The sequence below is a fragment of the Saccharopolyspora flava genome (genome assembly GCF_900116135.1).
GTDB classification, from domain to species: Bacteria; Actinomycetota; Actinomycetes; order Mycobacteriales; family Pseudonocardiaceae; genus Saccharopolyspora; species Saccharopolyspora flava.
The window spans coordinates 447,692-462,175 of sequence record NZ_FOZX01000003.1 but is presented as its reverse complement, the minus strand read 5'-3'; the positions used below and the strand labels follow the sequence as shown (position 1 = coordinate 462,175).

Here is a 14,484-nt window from a genome sequence, read left to right as displayed (position 1 = left end):
TACCGCAGGTTTCGACCGGTCAAAAACCGCGGTATTCGACCCGACGAAAACCGGGGTTTTCGACCGGGTGTCACCTGGTGGTGGGGTCTCGGTCGTGGTGGTGGGGGGCGGAGTCGCCGCGGTGGGGTGGTGTCGTCGCAGGGGGTGAGGGGCGCTCGCTCGTGTTGCGGATCGGGAATAGCGTCGGGGGTGTTCGAGGACCACGAGGAGGATCAGCAATGCACACGCGCACGCTCGGACAGGGCTTGGAGGTCTCGGCGGTCGGGCTGGGGGCCATGGGCATGTCCCAGAGCTACGGCCCCAACCCGGGCAGTCGCGACGACATGATCGGAGTGCTCCGCTACGCCGTGGAGGAAGCGGGCATCACCTTCGTCGACACCGCCGAGGTCTACGGGCCCTTCGTCAACGAGGAGCTCGTCGGCGAGGCGCTGCGGCCGCTGCGGGACCGCGTCGTGATCGCCACCAAGTTCGGCTGGGACATCCAGGACGGCAAGACGGTCGGCACGAACTCCCGGCCGGAGCACATCCGCCGCGTCGCCGACGAGTCGCTGGGGCGGCTCGGCATCGACGCGATCGACCTGTTCTACCAGCACCGGGTCGACCCGGACGTGCCGATCGAGGACGTCGCGGGAACGGTGGCCGAGCTGGTCCAGGCGGGGAAGGTCCGGCACTTCGGGCTCTCCGAGGCGGGGGCCGCGACGATCCGCCGCGCCCACGCCGTGCACCCGGTCACCGCGGTGCAGAGCGAGTACTCGCTGTGGACCCGCGACCCCGAACCCGAGGTGCTGCCCACCTGCGCCGAGCTCGGCGTCGGGTTCGTGCCGTTCAGCCCGCTCGGCCGCGGGTTCCTGACCGGCACGGTCAGCACCTCGGAGTTCACCGAGGGCGACATCCGCAACGCCATCCCGCGCTTCGAGGCGGGCAACCTCGACGCGAACCAGGCGCTGGTCGCCCAGGTCCGCGCGTTGGCGGAGGCCCGGGAGGCCGCGCCCGGTCAGGTCGCGCTGGCCTGGCTGCTGGCGCAGCAGCCGTGGATCGTCCCGATCCCCGGAACCCGCCGCCGCGAGCGCCTCGACGAGAACGCCGGCGCGACGCGGGTCGCGCTCAGCGCCGACGAGATCGCCGACCTCAACGCCCTCGCCTCCCGCACCGGAGTCCAGGGCAACCGCTACAACGAGACCGGCATGTCGATGGTCGGCCTCTGACCTCCCGTCTTCGACTCCTCGGCAGGGACCATCACCGCCCCCTGCCGAGGACCGGGGGCATCCCTTGGCCTCTACGCGATAATGATTTTCATTATCGTGTACAGTGGTCGTCGAGAAGGAGGTCAGGGATGAAGGTGCGCAAGTCGTTGCGGTCGTTGAAACAGAAGCCGGGCGCCCAGGTGATCCGGCGGCACGGCAAGACGTTCGTGATCAACAAGAAGAACCCCCGCTACAAAGCCCGCCAGGGCTGAAGGGGAGTGGATATGGCGCGGCGAAGTCAGGTCGGTTCGCGGGACGCTTTCGACGCCGCGGCGGCGGACTTCGCCGCGCTCGGCCGTCACCTCTGGGAGCCCATCGGCGCTGATGTCGTGGAACTCGTCGACCCCCGGCCCGGCGAGCGGGTGCTCGACGCCTGCTGCGGGACCGGGGCGTCGGCCATCCCCACCGCCCGTCGGGTGGACGTCGAGGGTCACGTCGACGCCGTCGACATCTCCGGCCCGATGGTCGCTGAGCTGCGCGAACGGGTCTCGGGATTGCCGCAGCTGCACGCGCACGAGGCCGACGTCACCGCTTGGGAAGGCACGGGTTACGACCTCGTCCAGTCGGTGCTGGGCATCTTCTTCTTCCCGGACGTGGCGGCCGGGGCGAGGCGTCTCAACGGCGCCGCCCGGCCCGGTGGGCGCGTCGCCTTCACGATCTGGCGCCGCGGTGCGGTCGAGCCGGCGGGCAGGCAGCTCACCCTCTCCGTCGCCGAGGTGACAGGGGTGGAGCCCCCGGGCGAACGTCCGAGGGGGCCGGTCGACGCGATCAACCAGCCGACGACCTTCGCCCCCTGGTTGAGCGGGCTCGGTCTGTCCGATGTGGACGTGGTCACCCACGAGCGCCGGTTGACCATGACCCCCGAGGTCGCCTGGCTCCTCGTCCTCGGCTCCGGCTACCGGGGTGCCCTCGACGAGCTCACCCCGGATCAGATCGCCCGGGTCCGAGACTGCTACCTCGCCCGCCTCGACGAAACGGGCCTCACCCACCTCGACACCACCACCCTCACCGGCCTGGGCACGACCCCCTGACCAGCACGTCGCGCACGGCGTCGGCCACCGCGTCCGGTCTGGCCCAGAGGATGTCCGAGTGGCCGGCGTCGTCAACCCGGCGGAGCGCGCCTCGGGGCAGGGTCGCGGCGAGATCGGTGTAGAGCTGGTGCTTGGCTCGTCCGGACTCCGCTGGTGGCCTGCGCGCCTCGGGTGGCACCAGCTCGTCGGCCACCGGATCGGCGCCCATCGCGGAGAGGAAGATCGTGGGAACGTCGGGTTCGGGGCCGGCTCGGCGGGCCTCCTCGAAGACCGACGGCAGGTTCAGCGGCTCCAGCATCGAGTTCCGGTACCCCTCGGTGCTGAAGCAGCGGTCCAGCAACGGTTCTCGGATCTCGTCGGGCCAGTCGCTGAGCACGCGGCCGAACGCCGCGCGGTAGCGCTCGCGCATCGGCTCCAGCTGCTCGGCGGGCGGCAGGTCGTCCGGGCTCAGGTTCCGGAGTCGCCGCGCCTCCGGCTCGGGCAGGCGCTCGACGATGTCCTCGTGCGTCGGATCGAGCAGCACCAGGCCTGCGGCTCCGAAGCGCTTCGCGTACAGCCGGGCGTGGAGCCCGCCGAGCGAATGCCCGACCAGCACCACCGGTCCCGTCACGCCCACCGTCTGAAGCAGTTCCCGCAGGTCGTCGGTCACGGCCGCGCCGCTGCGAGGCAGTTCGGCGGCATCGCTCCACCCGAGTCCGAGGCGGTCGTAGCTCACGGCGGTCCCGAACGCGGCGACCTGCTCGTGCACCTTCCACCCGTAGGCCCCGGACATCCCGCCACCGGCCAGGAACACGACCTCGGGCCCACCGCCGGACCGGTGCACCCACATCGCCCCGCCGGAAACCCCACGGCGCTCCCCGAACGGAACCCCCACCAGCACTCCTCCCGCTCAACGGCAAGGGCGACGATAGGCGGTCACCTCAGGAGGGGACAGTTTTTGCCAGAACTGCCCCATGATCATGTCCGTTCTGCCCGGACAGTTTTCACTAAAACTGCCCCCTGCCGAACGCCCACGCTGAACTCGTGGGCGGCCATTCGCGGCAGGTCGCGCTGCGCGCGGCGGCTGCCCGACGACTCCGCGGTGCTCGCGGAGTCGTCGGCTGAAGTGGGCTCCGGAGCAGTCCTCTGGGCGGTTACGTTCTCGGGTTCCGGGTGTTAACTTAGCGATCGATAAGGACATCGGGGTTCTTGTTCTGCGGAGGGCGTGTGAGCACAGTGGACAGTGACACCGTTCTGGTTCAGCGGCGCGGGTCCGTGCAGGTGGTGACGGTGAACCGGCCGCATCGCAAGAACGCGATCGACGGGCCGACCTGGGGCGCGCTGCACGACGCGCTGCGGGGCGCCGAGCAGGACGAGGACGTGCGGGCCGTGGTGCTGACCGGGGCCGGGGGTGACTTCTGCGCCGGGGCGGATCTCTCCGCCGGGCGCGACGGGCACCCGTTGACCCGGATGCACCGGGTCAACGACGTGGCGCTGGCGCTGCACGAGCTGGCCAAACCCGTGATCGCCAAGGTGCGCGGGGTGGCCGTGGGGGCGGGCTGGAACCTGGCGCTGGGCTGCGACCTGGTGGTGTCGACCCCGGACGCGCGGTTCTCGCAGATCTTCGCCAAGCGCGGCCTGTCGCTGGACTTCGGCGGCTCCTGGCTGCTGCCGCGCGTGGTCGGGTTGCAGCAGGCCAAGCGGCTCGCGCTGCTCGGCGAGATCATCGACGCCGAGGAGGCCCGCGAGCTCGGGCTGGTGACCTGGGTGAAGCCCGACGACGAGCTGGACGGCTTCGTCGACGACCTCGCCGACCGGCTCGCCTCGGGTGCCCCGGTGGCCCTCGCGCAGAGCAAGGCGATGCTCAACGCCGCAGGTCAGCAATCGTTCCGGGAGGCGCTGGAGAGCGAGGCGCGGGCGCAGAGCGTCAACTTCGCCACCGCCGACGCCCCGGCCGCGTTCAAGGCCTTCACGAACAAGACCGAGCCCGAGTTCACCGGCGAATGGCTGGTCGACTGACGTCCCCTTGTGCCGCCGCGCACGTGTGCTTAAGGTCGCTGAACGGGCGCTAAGGAGGCTCGGCATGGACTTCTCACTGCCCAGCGAGCTGGTCGAACTGCTCGGTGAGCTCGACGCGTTCATCGAGTCCGAGATCGTCCCGCTCCAGCAGCAGGACGACAACGAGCGGTTCTTCGACCACCGGCGGGAGTACGCCCGGACCGACTTCGAGGCCGGCGGCACGCCGCGGCCCGAGTGGGAAGACCTGCTGCGCGAGATGGCCCGCCGAGCCGACGCCGCCGGCTGGCTGCGCTACGGCCTCCCGGAGGAGGTCGGCGGCGGGGGCGGCGGCAACTTCGAGATGGCCGTGATCCGCGAACACCTCGCCGCGAAAGGCCTGGGCCTGCACAACGACCTGCAGAACGAGGCCTCCGTCGTCGGCAACTTCCCCGTGGTGCACATGATGCTGGAGTTCGGCACCGCCGCGCAGCGCCAGGAGTTCCTGGAACCGATGCTCACCGGGCGGGCCAGGATCGGCTTCGGGCTCACCGAACCCGACCACGGCAGCGACGCCACCTGGCTGGAGACCACCGCCGTGCGCGACGGCGACGACTGGATCATCAACGGCGGCAAGCGCTTCAACTCCGGGATGCACTCGGCGACCCACGACGTCGTGTTCGCCCGCACCTCCGGCGAACCCGGTCAGGCCCGGGGGATCACCGCGTTCATCGTGCCCACCGACACGCCCGGTTTCTCGGTGGACTTCCACTGGTGGACCTTCAACATGCCCACCGACCACGCCGAGGTGTCGCTGCGCGACGTGCGCGTCCCGTCGTCGGCGATGTTCGGCGAGGAAGGCGCGGGCCTGGAGCTGGCGCAGTGCTTCGTGCACGAGAACCGCATCCGGCAGGCCGCTTCCGGCGTCGGCGCGGCGCAGTTCTGCATCGACCGCAGCGTCGAGTACGCCCGGCAGCGCGTCACCTTCGGTCAGCCGCTGGCACGGCGTCAGGCGATCCAGTGGCCGCTGGTGGAGCTGCAGACCGAGGCCGAGATGGTGCGCGGCCTGGTGCGCAAGACCGCGTGGGAGATGGACCGCCGCCCGAACTTCGAGATCAGCGACAAGGTCTCGATGTGCAACTACCGCGCGAACAGGCTCGTGTGCGACGCCGCCGACCGCGCGATCCAGGTGCACGGCGGACTCGGCTACACCCGGCACGCGCCGTTCGAGCACATCTACCGCCATCACCGTCGCTACCGGATCACCGAAGGCGCCGAGGAGGTCCAGATCCGCAAGGTCGCGGCCTACCTCTTCGGCTTCGCCGGCCCGGGAAAGCGCCCATGAGCGCTCCAGGCCTCGGCGACCTCCTCGCCGCCCGACTCACCACCCTCCGCCACCCACCCCCGGATTCCGGCGGTAATCGGGAACCGGAATACCGGCGTAATCCGGGGTCCGGGCCGGTGCGGGTGGTGGGGTTGGAGCAGGCGAGCGGGGGTGCGAGCCGGGAGACGTGGTTCGTCGAGCTCGACACCGGTGAGCGTCTGGTGCTGCGTCGCGACCCGCCCGGGTTGACGCGACCGGAGGGCATGGCGCGCGAGGCCGTCGTGCTGGAAGCCGCGGCGCAGGCCGGGGTTCCGGTGCCGGAGCTGGTCGATCACGGAACCGACGCGGCCGTGCTGGGTTCGCCGTACGTGCTCACCCGGCACGTCGACGGCGAGACGATCCCGCGACGGCTGCTGCGCGACGACGCCTACGCCGACGCCCGCGCCGGACTGGCTCGCGAGCTCGGCCGGGCGGCCGCGCGCATCCACCGCATCCCGGTGCCCGACGGGTTCCCCGAACCCGACCCGCTGGAGCAGCTCATCGCCGACTACGACGTGCTCGGCGACCCGATCCCGGCCGTGGAGATCGCCTTCCGCTGGCTGCGGGAGCACCGGCCCGCCGGGTCCGGGCGAACGCTGGTGCACGGCGACTTCCGCAACGGGAACCTGATCGTCGACGAGACCGGACTGCGCGCGGTCCTGGACTGGGAGCTCGTGCACGCCGGTGACCCGATGGAGGACCTGGGCTGGCTGTGCACCAAGGCCTGGCGCTTCGGATCTCCGCTCCCCGCAGGAGGTTTCGGCTCGCTCGACGAGCTCTTCGACGGCTACGCCGAGGTCGCGGGAACCCGCCCCGACCCGGAGGTGGTGCGCTGGTGGGAGGTGCTGGGCACCGCCAAGTGGGGCGTGATCTGCCGGTCCCAGGCCGAGCAGCACCTCAGCGGCGCGCACCCGTCGATGGAGCTCGCCGCGATCGGACGCCGGGTCTGCGAGCAGGAACTCGACCTGCTGGAAGCGCTCGCCGTCCCCGAACCCGCACCACTGCCGCAGGTCGAATCCGGCGCCTCGGACCTGCACGGGCGGCCGACCGCGGCCGAACTCGTCGTGGCGACGCGGGATTTCCTGCGCGACGAGGTCCTCGCCAGGGCCGAGGGGCGGATGCGGTTCCAGTCGCTCGTCGCCGCCAACGTGCTGTCCACTGTGGAACGCGAGTTGCGGTTCGGCGGCGAGCAGGAGCGGCGGCACGCCGAACGGCTCGGCGAGCTCGGCTTCGCCGACCGGGCCGGCTTCGCCGCGGCGCTGCGGGCGGGCGAGATCGACCCGTGGAACGAGGACGTGGCCGCGGTGCTGTGGTCGGAGGTGTTCGACCGGCTCGCGGTGGCCAACCCGAAGCACATCCAGTCCAGGACCAGGGGAGGCAACGGTGCCTGACCAGCTGCGCGAACGCCTGCTGAACGAACTCACCGGACCCGGCGGCGACTTCGAGATGACCGACGCCGTCGTCCGCGGCATCCCCATGCGCGTCTACGCGAAACCGCTCGGGACGCTGCGGGACGCCGCGCTGCTGAGCGCCTTCCACGGCGACAAGGACTTCCTGCTCTACGAGGACTACCGCTGCACGTTCGCCGAGCACCACCGGCTGGTGGCCGGGCTCGCCCGCGCGCTGCGCGAGGAGTACGGGCTGACCAGCGGTGATCGCGTGGCGATCGCGATGCGCAACTTCCCGGAATGGGTGCCGATCTTCTGGGCCATCGAGGTCGCCGGACTGGTCGCGGTCCCGCTCAACGCCTGGTGGAGCGCCGACGAGCTGCGCTACGGCATGACCGATTCCGGCAGCAAGCTCGTCTTCGCCGACCCCGAGCGCACCGCACTGCTCGGCCGCGACGTCCCGATCGTCGAGGTGCGCGGGGGCGCGCCCGGTCCCGGTGTGCGGGCCTGGTCGGACCTCGTCGCGGGCCTGCCCGACGACGGGCGACCGCCGGAGGTCGACATCGACGCCGACGACGACGCCACGATCCTCTACACCTCCGGCACCACCGGCCGCCCCAAAGGCGCCATCGGCACGCACCGCAACCACGTGACGAACCTGCTCAACACCGTGGTCAACCGCAAGATCGGCATGGCGGTCACCAACGGCGGCACGTTCCCCGAACCCGGCCCGGACGATCCGCAGCCGGGGGCGCTGCTGACCTTCCCGATGTTCCACATCGCCGGCATCACCGTGCTCTGCTTCGCCACCTTGGCCGGGGCGAAGCTCGCCACGATGTACCGGTGGGACCGGGCGCAGGCCGAGAAGCTGATCAGCGAGCACGGCCTGACCAGCGCTGCCGGGGTGCCGACGGTGATGCGCGATCTCGTCGAGAACAGCGACGCCGTGCGCGGCCTGGACGGCGTGACGATGGGCGGTGCGCCCATCCCGCCCGACCTGGTCGAACGCATCGGCGGGCTCGGCAGCAGCGCCTCCAGCGGTTACGGGCTGACCGAGACCACCTCGACCGTCGTGGGCAACTCCGGCGAGGGCTACCAGGAGCACTCCCACAGCGTCGGGCAGCCGATGCCGGGCGCGGAGATCCGCGTCGTCGACCCCGCCACCGGCGACGACGTGCCCGACGGCGAGATCGGCGAGCTGTGGTTCCGCGGTCCGAACGTCGTGCGCGGCTACTGGAACCTGCCGGAGGCCACCGCGGAGGCCTTCACCGACGGCTGGTTCCACACCGGCGACCTCGGTTACGTCCAGGACGAGTGGGTCTACGTCGTGGACCGGCTCAAGGACGTCGTCATCCGAGGTGGTGAGAACGTCTACTGCGCCGAGGTCGAGGCCGTGCTGCACGAGCACCCGGCGATCGCCGACGTCGCCGTCATCGGGCTGCCGCACCGCACTCTCGGCGAGGAGGTGTGCGCGGTGGTGAACCTCAAAACCCCCGCGGATGTGGAGGAACTGCGCACGCACGTGCGAGAGCGGTTGGCCGGGTTCAAGGTTCCGACGCACGTGGTGGTGCGCGAGGACCCGCTGCCGCGCACCGCGACCGGCAAGGTCCTCAAGCGGCGGCTCCGAGAGCAGATCGTGCAGCAGGGGTGACAGCGGTGGAACTGCAAGGCATCGAACGCGAAGCCGTCACCCGCTGGCTGGACCGGCACGGCGTGCCCGCGCCCGTCGAGTTCTCGCTGGTCTCGGGTGGTCGATCGAACCTGACCTACCGGGTCACCGGCGCCGACGGCCGGGTGCGCGCCCTGCGCAGGCCGCCGACCGGGGGAGTGCTGAGCACCGCGCACGACATGAGCCGCGAGTGGCGGTTCATCTCCGCGCTGCACGGCACCGGCGTCCCGGTTCCCACGCCGATCGCCTACTGCGACGATCCTGAGATCACCGGCGCCACGTTCTACGTGATGGATTTCGTCGACGGCCACGTCCTCGCCGACCGGGATTCCGCCGGACCGTTCTCCCGAGAAGCCCGGCACCGCGCGGGAATCGCGACCGTGGAGTGCATGGCGGCGCTGCACAACCTCGACCCGGACGCCGTCGGACTCGGCGACGCCGCCCGCCGCGACGGCTACCTGCAACGGCAGCTGAGCCGCTGGCAGAAGCAGGTCCACGCCTCCGGCGCCCCGGACCTGGCCCTGCTGGACGCGGTCCACGACGCCCTGGCCGCCAACGTCCCGCCGCAGACCACCGGCATCGTCCACGGCGACTTCCGCCCCGGCAACCTCTCCTACGGACTCGACGGCGAGGTCCTGGCGGTCTTCGACTGGGAACTGGCCACACTCGGAGAGCCCTTGGCGGACCTCGGCTGGCTCATCGCCACCTGGGAGGAACCCGGCGACGACCTCCCGGCCGTCACCCCCGGCCCCACGGCCGAAGGCGGCTTCCCGACCCGCGACGACCTCATCACCCGCTACCGCTCGCTCACCGGCCGAGACCTCGCCGACCTCCCGTTCTACGTCGCCTTCCAGCGCTGGCGCTCCTGCTGCATCACCGCCGGAGTCCGAGCCCGCTACCAAGCAGGCCACATGGCCGACGACGGCTACGACGCCACAGAACGAGCAGACACCGAACAACGCCAAGCACACCTCGCCTGGAAAGCCGTCAAAGACCTGGGCCTGGTCTAGCGGGGACTCCCACCACCTGTCCGACTACCGAACACCGGTGTCCCCACGGGTCAAAAACCCCGGTTTTCGACCGGTTAAAAACCGGAGTTTTCGACCCCGCGAAAGTTGCAGTTTTTGACGCCGGGCGCGGGTGGGCCGCTTCGGCGGTTGCGTGAGGTGGGTGTCTCACGCAGGGGCGAGGGCGTCGAAAGTGGTCTCACGCAGTGACTGAGGAGCACGTCGTGGCAGCCGTTGATGAGCGTGGTACTCGCTGGCGGAAGAGCAGTCGCAGCAGCATGCAGGGCAACTGCGTGGAAGTCGCCTTCACCGGGAACGAGGTGCGCGCCCGAGACTCGAAGTCCCCGGAGCGGGCCCAGCTCGCGTTCGGTGCGTCTACCTGGGGAAACTTCCTGGACGGTGTTCAGCAGGGGCGGTTCGACCGGGCGTAGTGCGATCATGGTCAGTTCTCCGGGTTGAGGTGTGGTCAGGGGCCTTTCGTCTGTTTGAGGACTTCGTTGCACTCGGGGCAGGTCGGGGAGTGGATCCAGTCGAATTCGGAAGGTGTGGCCAGGGCGAACGTTCGCTCGCAGACCGACTCGGCTGAGGGGCCGGAATCGTGGGCGATGCCGAAGAAGGCGTGGCGGACCAGCCCGTACGAGCTGTCGCTGTCGGGGACCGGACGCCAGAAGTAGCGCAGCCAGGTGTGTGAATTCGCCATGCGAGCTCCCATCGGTGTCGAGGAGTGGGGCGGCCTTTTCGGGGAAGATGCCTGTGAATAGTTTCGTGATAACGAGCTGTGATCATGAGGCATTGGCTGTTCACAGGCGTTCACTGCGAGGTGGGGCTGATGACAACGGGTGCTGGACTGCGGGCGGCGCGGGAAGCGGCGGGGTTGAGCCTGTCGCGGATGGCTCAGCGGACGCACTTCGCGAAGTCGTACCTGAGCATGGTCGAAACCGGAAAGCGGGCGGTGGCACCGGATGTGATCACCGCCTACGAGCAGGTCCTCGGGGTGCCGCTGCAAGCCGACTTTGGTGATCCGCTGCGGATCGCTCATGAATGGCTCGTGGCGGAGTCGCCGATGGTCGTTCATCGGCGTGCCGGTCGGCAGGTGGGTGTGTCGCTGGCGAAGGCTCTTGAAGATCGGGTCGTGGAGCTGCGGCATCTCGACGACGTGGTCAGCAGTCGCGACCTGTTGCCCGCTGCGGCGAAGGAGCTCGGCGAAGCCCAGGAGCTGGTCGGCACGGCTAGCTTCTCGGAGCAGGTGGGGCGGCGGTTGTTCACCGCCGTCGGGGAACTTGCGCAGCTCGCGGGATGGATCGCCGGCGACGCGGGGCGATACGCCGACGCGCAGCGGACGTACCTGGAGGGCGTGGGTGCTGCGGAGCAGGCCGGTGATCGCGTGCTGGCGGCTCAGCTGTTGTCGAGCCTGAGCTATCAGCTGGCCAATGTCGGAAACCCGCGCGACGCAGCACTTCTGGCGCGGACCGCGGTTCGCGGGGCGGACGGGGCGACTCCGGTGGTGCGGGCTCTGCTGCTCGAACGCGTGGCGTGGGCGTCGGTCAAGGCCGGTGACGTGCACGCCACCTGGCACGCCCTGGACGCGGTGAACGACTCCTACGGCCGTCGCGGTGCCGAGGGTTCTGAGCCTGAGTGGGTGTACTGGCTCGACCAAGGCGAGATCGACGTCATGGCCGGTCGCTGCATGATCGAGCTCGGCCGCCCGCACGACGCCGAGCCGTTGCTGTCCCACGCCGTCGCGCAGTACCCGGCCGAGCACGCCAGGGAGGTCGCGCTCTACCTGACGTGGCTGGCCGAATCACACGCCCGCACCGGCGATCTCGACGCAGCGCGCGACGCGGTGGCACGAGCGCAACACCACGCGGCGATCATGCCCTCGATCAGGACCGACACCCGCCTCGACGCGATCTCGAAGCTGCTGTGAGACGCCTGAACAGCACAAGACTTCGCCTGCTCTCACACCCGATCTCAGGGTCTGCCGTCCGAATTCCGAACACTGCTGTCCCCTCGGGTCAAAAACTCCGGTTTTCGACCCGACAAATACCGCAGTTTTTGACCCGACGAATGCCGCGGTTTCGGGAGAACGTTGAGGTTCGGGTGCTGCCTGCGGCATTAGGAGCGCACGCCGGGATGTCGGGGCCGTTCGTGCTTCTGGAGTTCGGCGGCCATCAGGACTTGGTCTTCCTCGAGAACCGGGGCGCGACCGCGTATCTGGAAGAGCCCCGCTATCTCACTGATGCGGAGGAAGCCTTGGTCAACCTGCGTAAACTCGCGTTGTCTGCGAGGGATTCAGCAGCGCTCATCTCGGGGCTCGCTGACAGGTTGGCTTGAAAGGAGACATGCGTGTCCGGAGAGGGTCTTCACTGGCGGAAGAGCAGCAGGAGTGCGCCCGACAACAACTGCGTCGAGGTCGCTTTCACCGGCAAATGGGTGCGGACACGGGACTCGAAGCACCCGGACCTGGCGCACCTCGCGTTCGGCGCCTCCGCCTGGGGCACGTTCCTGGACGGTGTTCAGCAGGGGCGGTTCGACCGGGCGTAGTGCGATGGGGGTGGGGGAAGTTTTCATGAAAACTTCCCCCACCCCCACGAGACGTCAGTCGTCGAGTTTGGTGGTGTCGATCTTGAGGAACTCGCCGTCGTCCTGGGTGCCGTCGGGGAGGGTCTTGGGCTTGAGCTGGTAGGGCGGGGTGTCGTTGGTGACGCCGTCGATGCCGAAGTCGCTGTCGTTGCTGATGATCAGGGTGCGGCCGCCGTCCCGGGTCGCGACGCCCTCGATCTTGTCGTGGTTGAAGACCCCGGCGTCGGTGATCACGGCGTCGAGGTCGAGGAACAGGTCCTTCGCCACCGGCTTGATGCCGGCGTCGGCCAGGGACCTCGCGGCGTCGGCGGTGTTCTTCGCACCGACGTGGGCTTCGATGCTCTTGCCGTCGACGTCGCGGCCCTGGACGTCGGTGGCGCCGGCGAGGTCGATCGTGAACAGCTTCTTGTACGCACCGGGACCGAAGTCGCCGTCCCGCTCGTCGACGAGGAACGTGCTGTCGCTGAGCGCCGTGATCTCGCTGACCGCGCCCCCGTTCTCCTTCGGGTCGTCGAGCAGGTAGACGAACTCGCGGGTGGCCTTGGTGACCAGGTCGTAGGTGACGATGCGGGTCGCGGTGACCTCGTCCTGCTCGGCGGTGAGGTCGGGCTGCTGCAGCGCCGACTGCATCATCCCGACCAGCGTGCGACCGTCCGGCGTGATCGTCAGCCCCTCCATGCCCTGGTTCGGGGTGCGGTGGGCGAGCTCGGCGGGAAGGCCGCCGTCGAACGGCGAGACGCGCTCGATGGCGTGGCCGTCGGGGCCGAAGTGGGTGAGGAACGGGCCGTACTCGTCGGAGATCCAGAACGAGCCGTCCGGCAGCGCGACCAGGCCCTCCGGGTCGTAGCCGTTCGGGTCGGGGTCGAGGGGCGTGCCGTCGCGGTCGACGATCGTCTCGCCGGTGCCGGCCTCGCTGTTGAGGCGCCCCGAGTACGGGGTGCCGTCGGCGGCGCGCAGCGGGATCGTGCCGAGGAACTCGGCCTTGCCGTCGACGAGCCGGAAGCGCCCGATCTGCGGGGTGAAGTCCGGGATCGGCTCGACCTTCACGTCGTCCGGCCCGTCCACGTTCGGCCCGCGGTCGGTGATGCCGAAGTACTCGTCCGGCGAACCCGGCACCGGGGCCAGCGACGAGCCGTAGGCGCCACCGGAGATCTTCACCCCGTCGACCGTCGCCAACGGCGGCAGGTCGGTCGGGAACACCTCGACGGCATCACCGTCATCACCAGCGAGGGCGACCCCGGACGTCACCAACCCCACGACCAGCGCACTCGACACCGAAACGACCACGAGACGATTCATGCGGCGCAGTCTTTCCCCAGAACATGAATGCCACGGTGAACACCCGGATAACCATGAACGACGTGCTTCGGGATGTTCCTCGAGGCGGCATCTGGGTATCGGTGTGCTCGACGCAACGCGGTAAACAATCATGTGCTATCAGGTGGCACCAGGTGGCACATGCGGGTAGCATCGATGACATGACCGTTCAACCCGACATCACCCAGCGCGACTTGCGCACGAGATCCAAAGAGATCATGGATGCTGTCCAGGGCGGACAGGCATTCACAGTCACCCGAGACGGGCATGAAATCGGCGAGCTGATTCCACTGCGGCGCCGTCGCCGGTTCGTCTCTCGAAGCGAGTTCGCGGCAATGTCACGTGCCGCGCCCGATGTCTCGTTGGAAGCATTCCGCGCTGACCAGGACACCATCGCTGAACAGGAGTTGGACGACCCCTATGCCCGCTGAGCACCAGCAGGGAATCCTCGACACCAACATCATGGTCTTGCGTCGGTGGATCAACGTCGATGAGCTTCCTGCTGAGATGGCCATCACCGCGATCACTTTGGCCGAACTGTCGGCTGGCCCGAGTCAGGTGCGCAGCAATGCGGAGCAGGATGACTACGACGAGCACGCTGAACGAGCTCGACGCATGGAGGTCCTGCAGCGGGCTGAGAACGAGTTCGATCCGATCCCCTTCGATGCTGAGGCCGCTCGCATCTACGGGAGAGTCTCAGCAGCGGTCGTCAGTGCGGGCCGCAAGCCTCGACGGAGGGTTGCTGACCTCATGATCGCAGCGATCGCAATTGCCGAGGGGCTTCCGCTCTTCACGACTAACCCCGACGACTTCAAGGGCTTGGACGACCTGCTCACGATTAGTCCCGTCACTAGGCCGCGGGTTGCCCTCGGCACGACGTGACCGAGCCCTGAAGCAGCCTGCTGTGA

17 protein-coding genes are annotated in these 14,484 nt (G+C 69.3%); 14 read left to right on the top strand and 3 right to left on the bottom strand.

The window, feature by feature from the left end:
- Window positions 1-218: 218 nt before the first annotated feature.
- The 3 genes from BM424_RS11965 (at window position 219) to BM424_RS11955 (ending at window position 2,275) form a co-directional block, all read left to right on the top strand.
- Complete coding sequence (locus BM424_RS11965) at window positions 219-1,205, top strand: aldo/keto reductase (protein WP_093416251.1); 987 nt, start codon at window positions 219-221, stop codon at window positions 1,203-1,205.
- 128 nt (window positions 1,206-1,333) lie between these two features.
- Complete coding sequence (gene ykgO / locus BM424_RS11960) at window positions 1,334-1,456, top strand: type B 50S ribosomal protein L36 (RefSeq protein WP_093416249.1); 123 nt, start codon at window positions 1,334-1,336, stop codon at window positions 1,454-1,456.
- Between the two features lie 12 nt (window positions 1,457-1,468).
- Window positions 1,469-2,275, top strand: a complete 807-nt coding sequence (locus BM424_RS11955; RefSeq protein ID WP_093416246.1) for a class I SAM-dependent methyltransferase — start codon at window positions 1,469-1,471, stop codon at window positions 2,273-2,275.
- Here BM424_RS11955 and BM424_RS11950 read toward each other — a convergent pair.
- Entirely contained in the window at window positions 2,250-3,149 is a 900-nt protein-coding gene (locus BM424_RS11950; protein WP_139274052.1) for an alpha/beta fold hydrolase, read from the bottom strand. The genes BM424_RS11955 and BM424_RS11950 overlap by 26 nt on opposite strands.
- Before the next feature lie 332 nt (window positions 3,150-3,481).
- Here BM424_RS11950 and BM424_RS11945 point away from each other — a divergent pair, with 332 nt between their 5' ends.
- From BM424_RS11945 to BM424_RS11920, 6 genes are all read left to right on the top strand, one after another.
- On the top strand, window positions 3,482-4,273 hold the full coding sequence (locus tag BM424_RS11945; RefSeq protein WP_093416241.1) for an enoyl-CoA hydratase/isomerase family protein: 792 nt from the start codon (window positions 3,482-3,484) through the stop codon (window positions 4,271-4,273).
- Window positions 4,274-4,337: 64 nt separating this feature from the next.
- Window positions 4,338-5,594: an acyl-CoA dehydrogenase family protein gene (locus tag BM424_RS11940; RefSeq protein ID WP_093416238.1), complete on the top strand. Its 1,257-nt coding sequence runs from the start codon at window positions 4,338-4,340 to the stop codon at window positions 5,592-5,594.
- Complete coding sequence (locus BM424_RS11935; protein WP_093416236.1) at window positions 5,591-7,003, top strand: phosphotransferase family protein; 1,413 nt, start codon at window positions 5,591-5,593, stop codon at window positions 7,001-7,003. Before BM424_RS11940 ends, BM424_RS11935 begins: the two co-directional genes overlap by 4 nt.
- Window positions 6,996-8,651 (top strand): class I adenylate-forming enzyme family protein, encoded by a 1,656-nt coding sequence (locus BM424_RS11930; RefSeq protein WP_217649686.1) that lies wholly within the window; start codon window positions 6,996-6,998, stop codon window positions 8,649-8,651. The genes BM424_RS11935 and BM424_RS11930 overlap by 8 nt, the downstream gene beginning before the upstream one ends.
- 5 nt (window positions 8,652-8,656) lie before the next feature.
- Window positions 8,657-9,679: a phosphotransferase family protein gene (locus BM424_RS11925; protein ID WP_175548049.1), complete on the top strand. Its 1,023-nt coding sequence runs from the start codon at window positions 8,657-8,659 to the stop codon at window positions 9,677-9,679.
- 203 nt (window positions 9,680-9,882) lie between these two features.
- The gene (locus tag BM424_RS11920; RefSeq protein WP_342742609.1) at window positions 9,883-10,107 is read left to right on the top strand and encodes a DUF397 domain-containing protein; all 225 of its coding nucleotides are present in this window, start codon (window positions 9,883-9,885) and stop codon (window positions 10,105-10,107) included.
- A 35-nt stretch (window positions 10,108-10,142) separates the two neighbouring features.
- Here BM424_RS11920 and BM424_RS11915 read toward each other — a convergent pair whose 3' ends face one another.
- Window positions 10,143-10,376 carry a hypothetical protein gene (locus BM424_RS11915; RefSeq protein WP_093416231.1) on the bottom strand — a complete coding sequence of 78 codons (234 nt, stop codon included), beginning with the start codon at window positions 10,374-10,376 and terminating at the stop codon, window positions 10,143-10,145.
- Window positions 10,377-10,505: 129 nt separating this feature from the next.
- Here BM424_RS11915 and BM424_RS11910 point away from each other — a divergent pair, with 129 nt between their 5' ends.
- The 3 genes from BM424_RS11910 (at window position 10,506) to BM424_RS11900 (ending at window position 12,220) form a co-directional block, all read left to right on the top strand.
- Window positions 10,506-11,603: a helix-turn-helix domain-containing protein gene (locus BM424_RS11910; protein WP_245775782.1), complete on the top strand. Its 1,098-nt coding sequence runs from the start codon at window positions 10,506-10,508 to the stop codon at window positions 11,601-11,603.
- A gap of 140 nt (window positions 11,604-11,743) precedes the next feature.
- The gene (locus BM424_RS11905) at window positions 11,744-12,010 is read left to right on the top strand and encodes a Scr1 family TA system antitoxin-like transcriptional regulator (RefSeq protein ID WP_245775781.1); all 267 of its coding nucleotides are present in this window, start codon (window positions 11,744-11,746) and stop codon (window positions 12,008-12,010) included.
- A 12-nt stretch (window positions 12,011-12,022) separates the two neighbouring features.
- Entirely contained in the window at window positions 12,023-12,220 is a 198-nt protein-coding gene (locus tag BM424_RS11900) for a DUF397 domain-containing protein (RefSeq protein ID WP_093416225.1), read from the top strand.
- Between the two features lie 54 nt (window positions 12,221-12,274).
- Here BM424_RS11900 and BM424_RS11895 read toward each other — a convergent pair whose 3' ends face one another.
- On the bottom strand, window positions 12,275-13,558 hold the full coding sequence (locus BM424_RS11895; protein WP_245775780.1) for an esterase-like activity of phytase family protein: 1,284 nt from the start codon (window positions 13,556-13,558) through the stop codon (window positions 12,275-12,277).
- Window positions 13,559-13,737: 179 nt separating this feature from the next.
- Between BM424_RS11895 and BM424_RS11890 the strand changes: the two genes are divergently transcribed.
- Together BM424_RS11890 and BM424_RS11885 are read left to right on the top strand one after the other, a co-directional pair.
- Entirely contained in the window at window positions 13,738-14,007 is a 270-nt protein-coding gene (locus BM424_RS11890; RefSeq protein WP_175548048.1) for a type II toxin-antitoxin system Phd/YefM family antitoxin, read from the top strand.
- On the top strand, window positions 13,997-14,458 hold the full coding sequence (locus tag BM424_RS11885) for a type II toxin-antitoxin system VapC family toxin (RefSeq protein ID WP_093416219.1): 462 nt from the start codon (window positions 13,997-13,999) through the stop codon (window positions 14,456-14,458). Before BM424_RS11890 ends, BM424_RS11885 begins: the two co-directional genes overlap by 11 nt.
- Window positions 14,459-14,484: the final 26 nt, after the last annotated feature.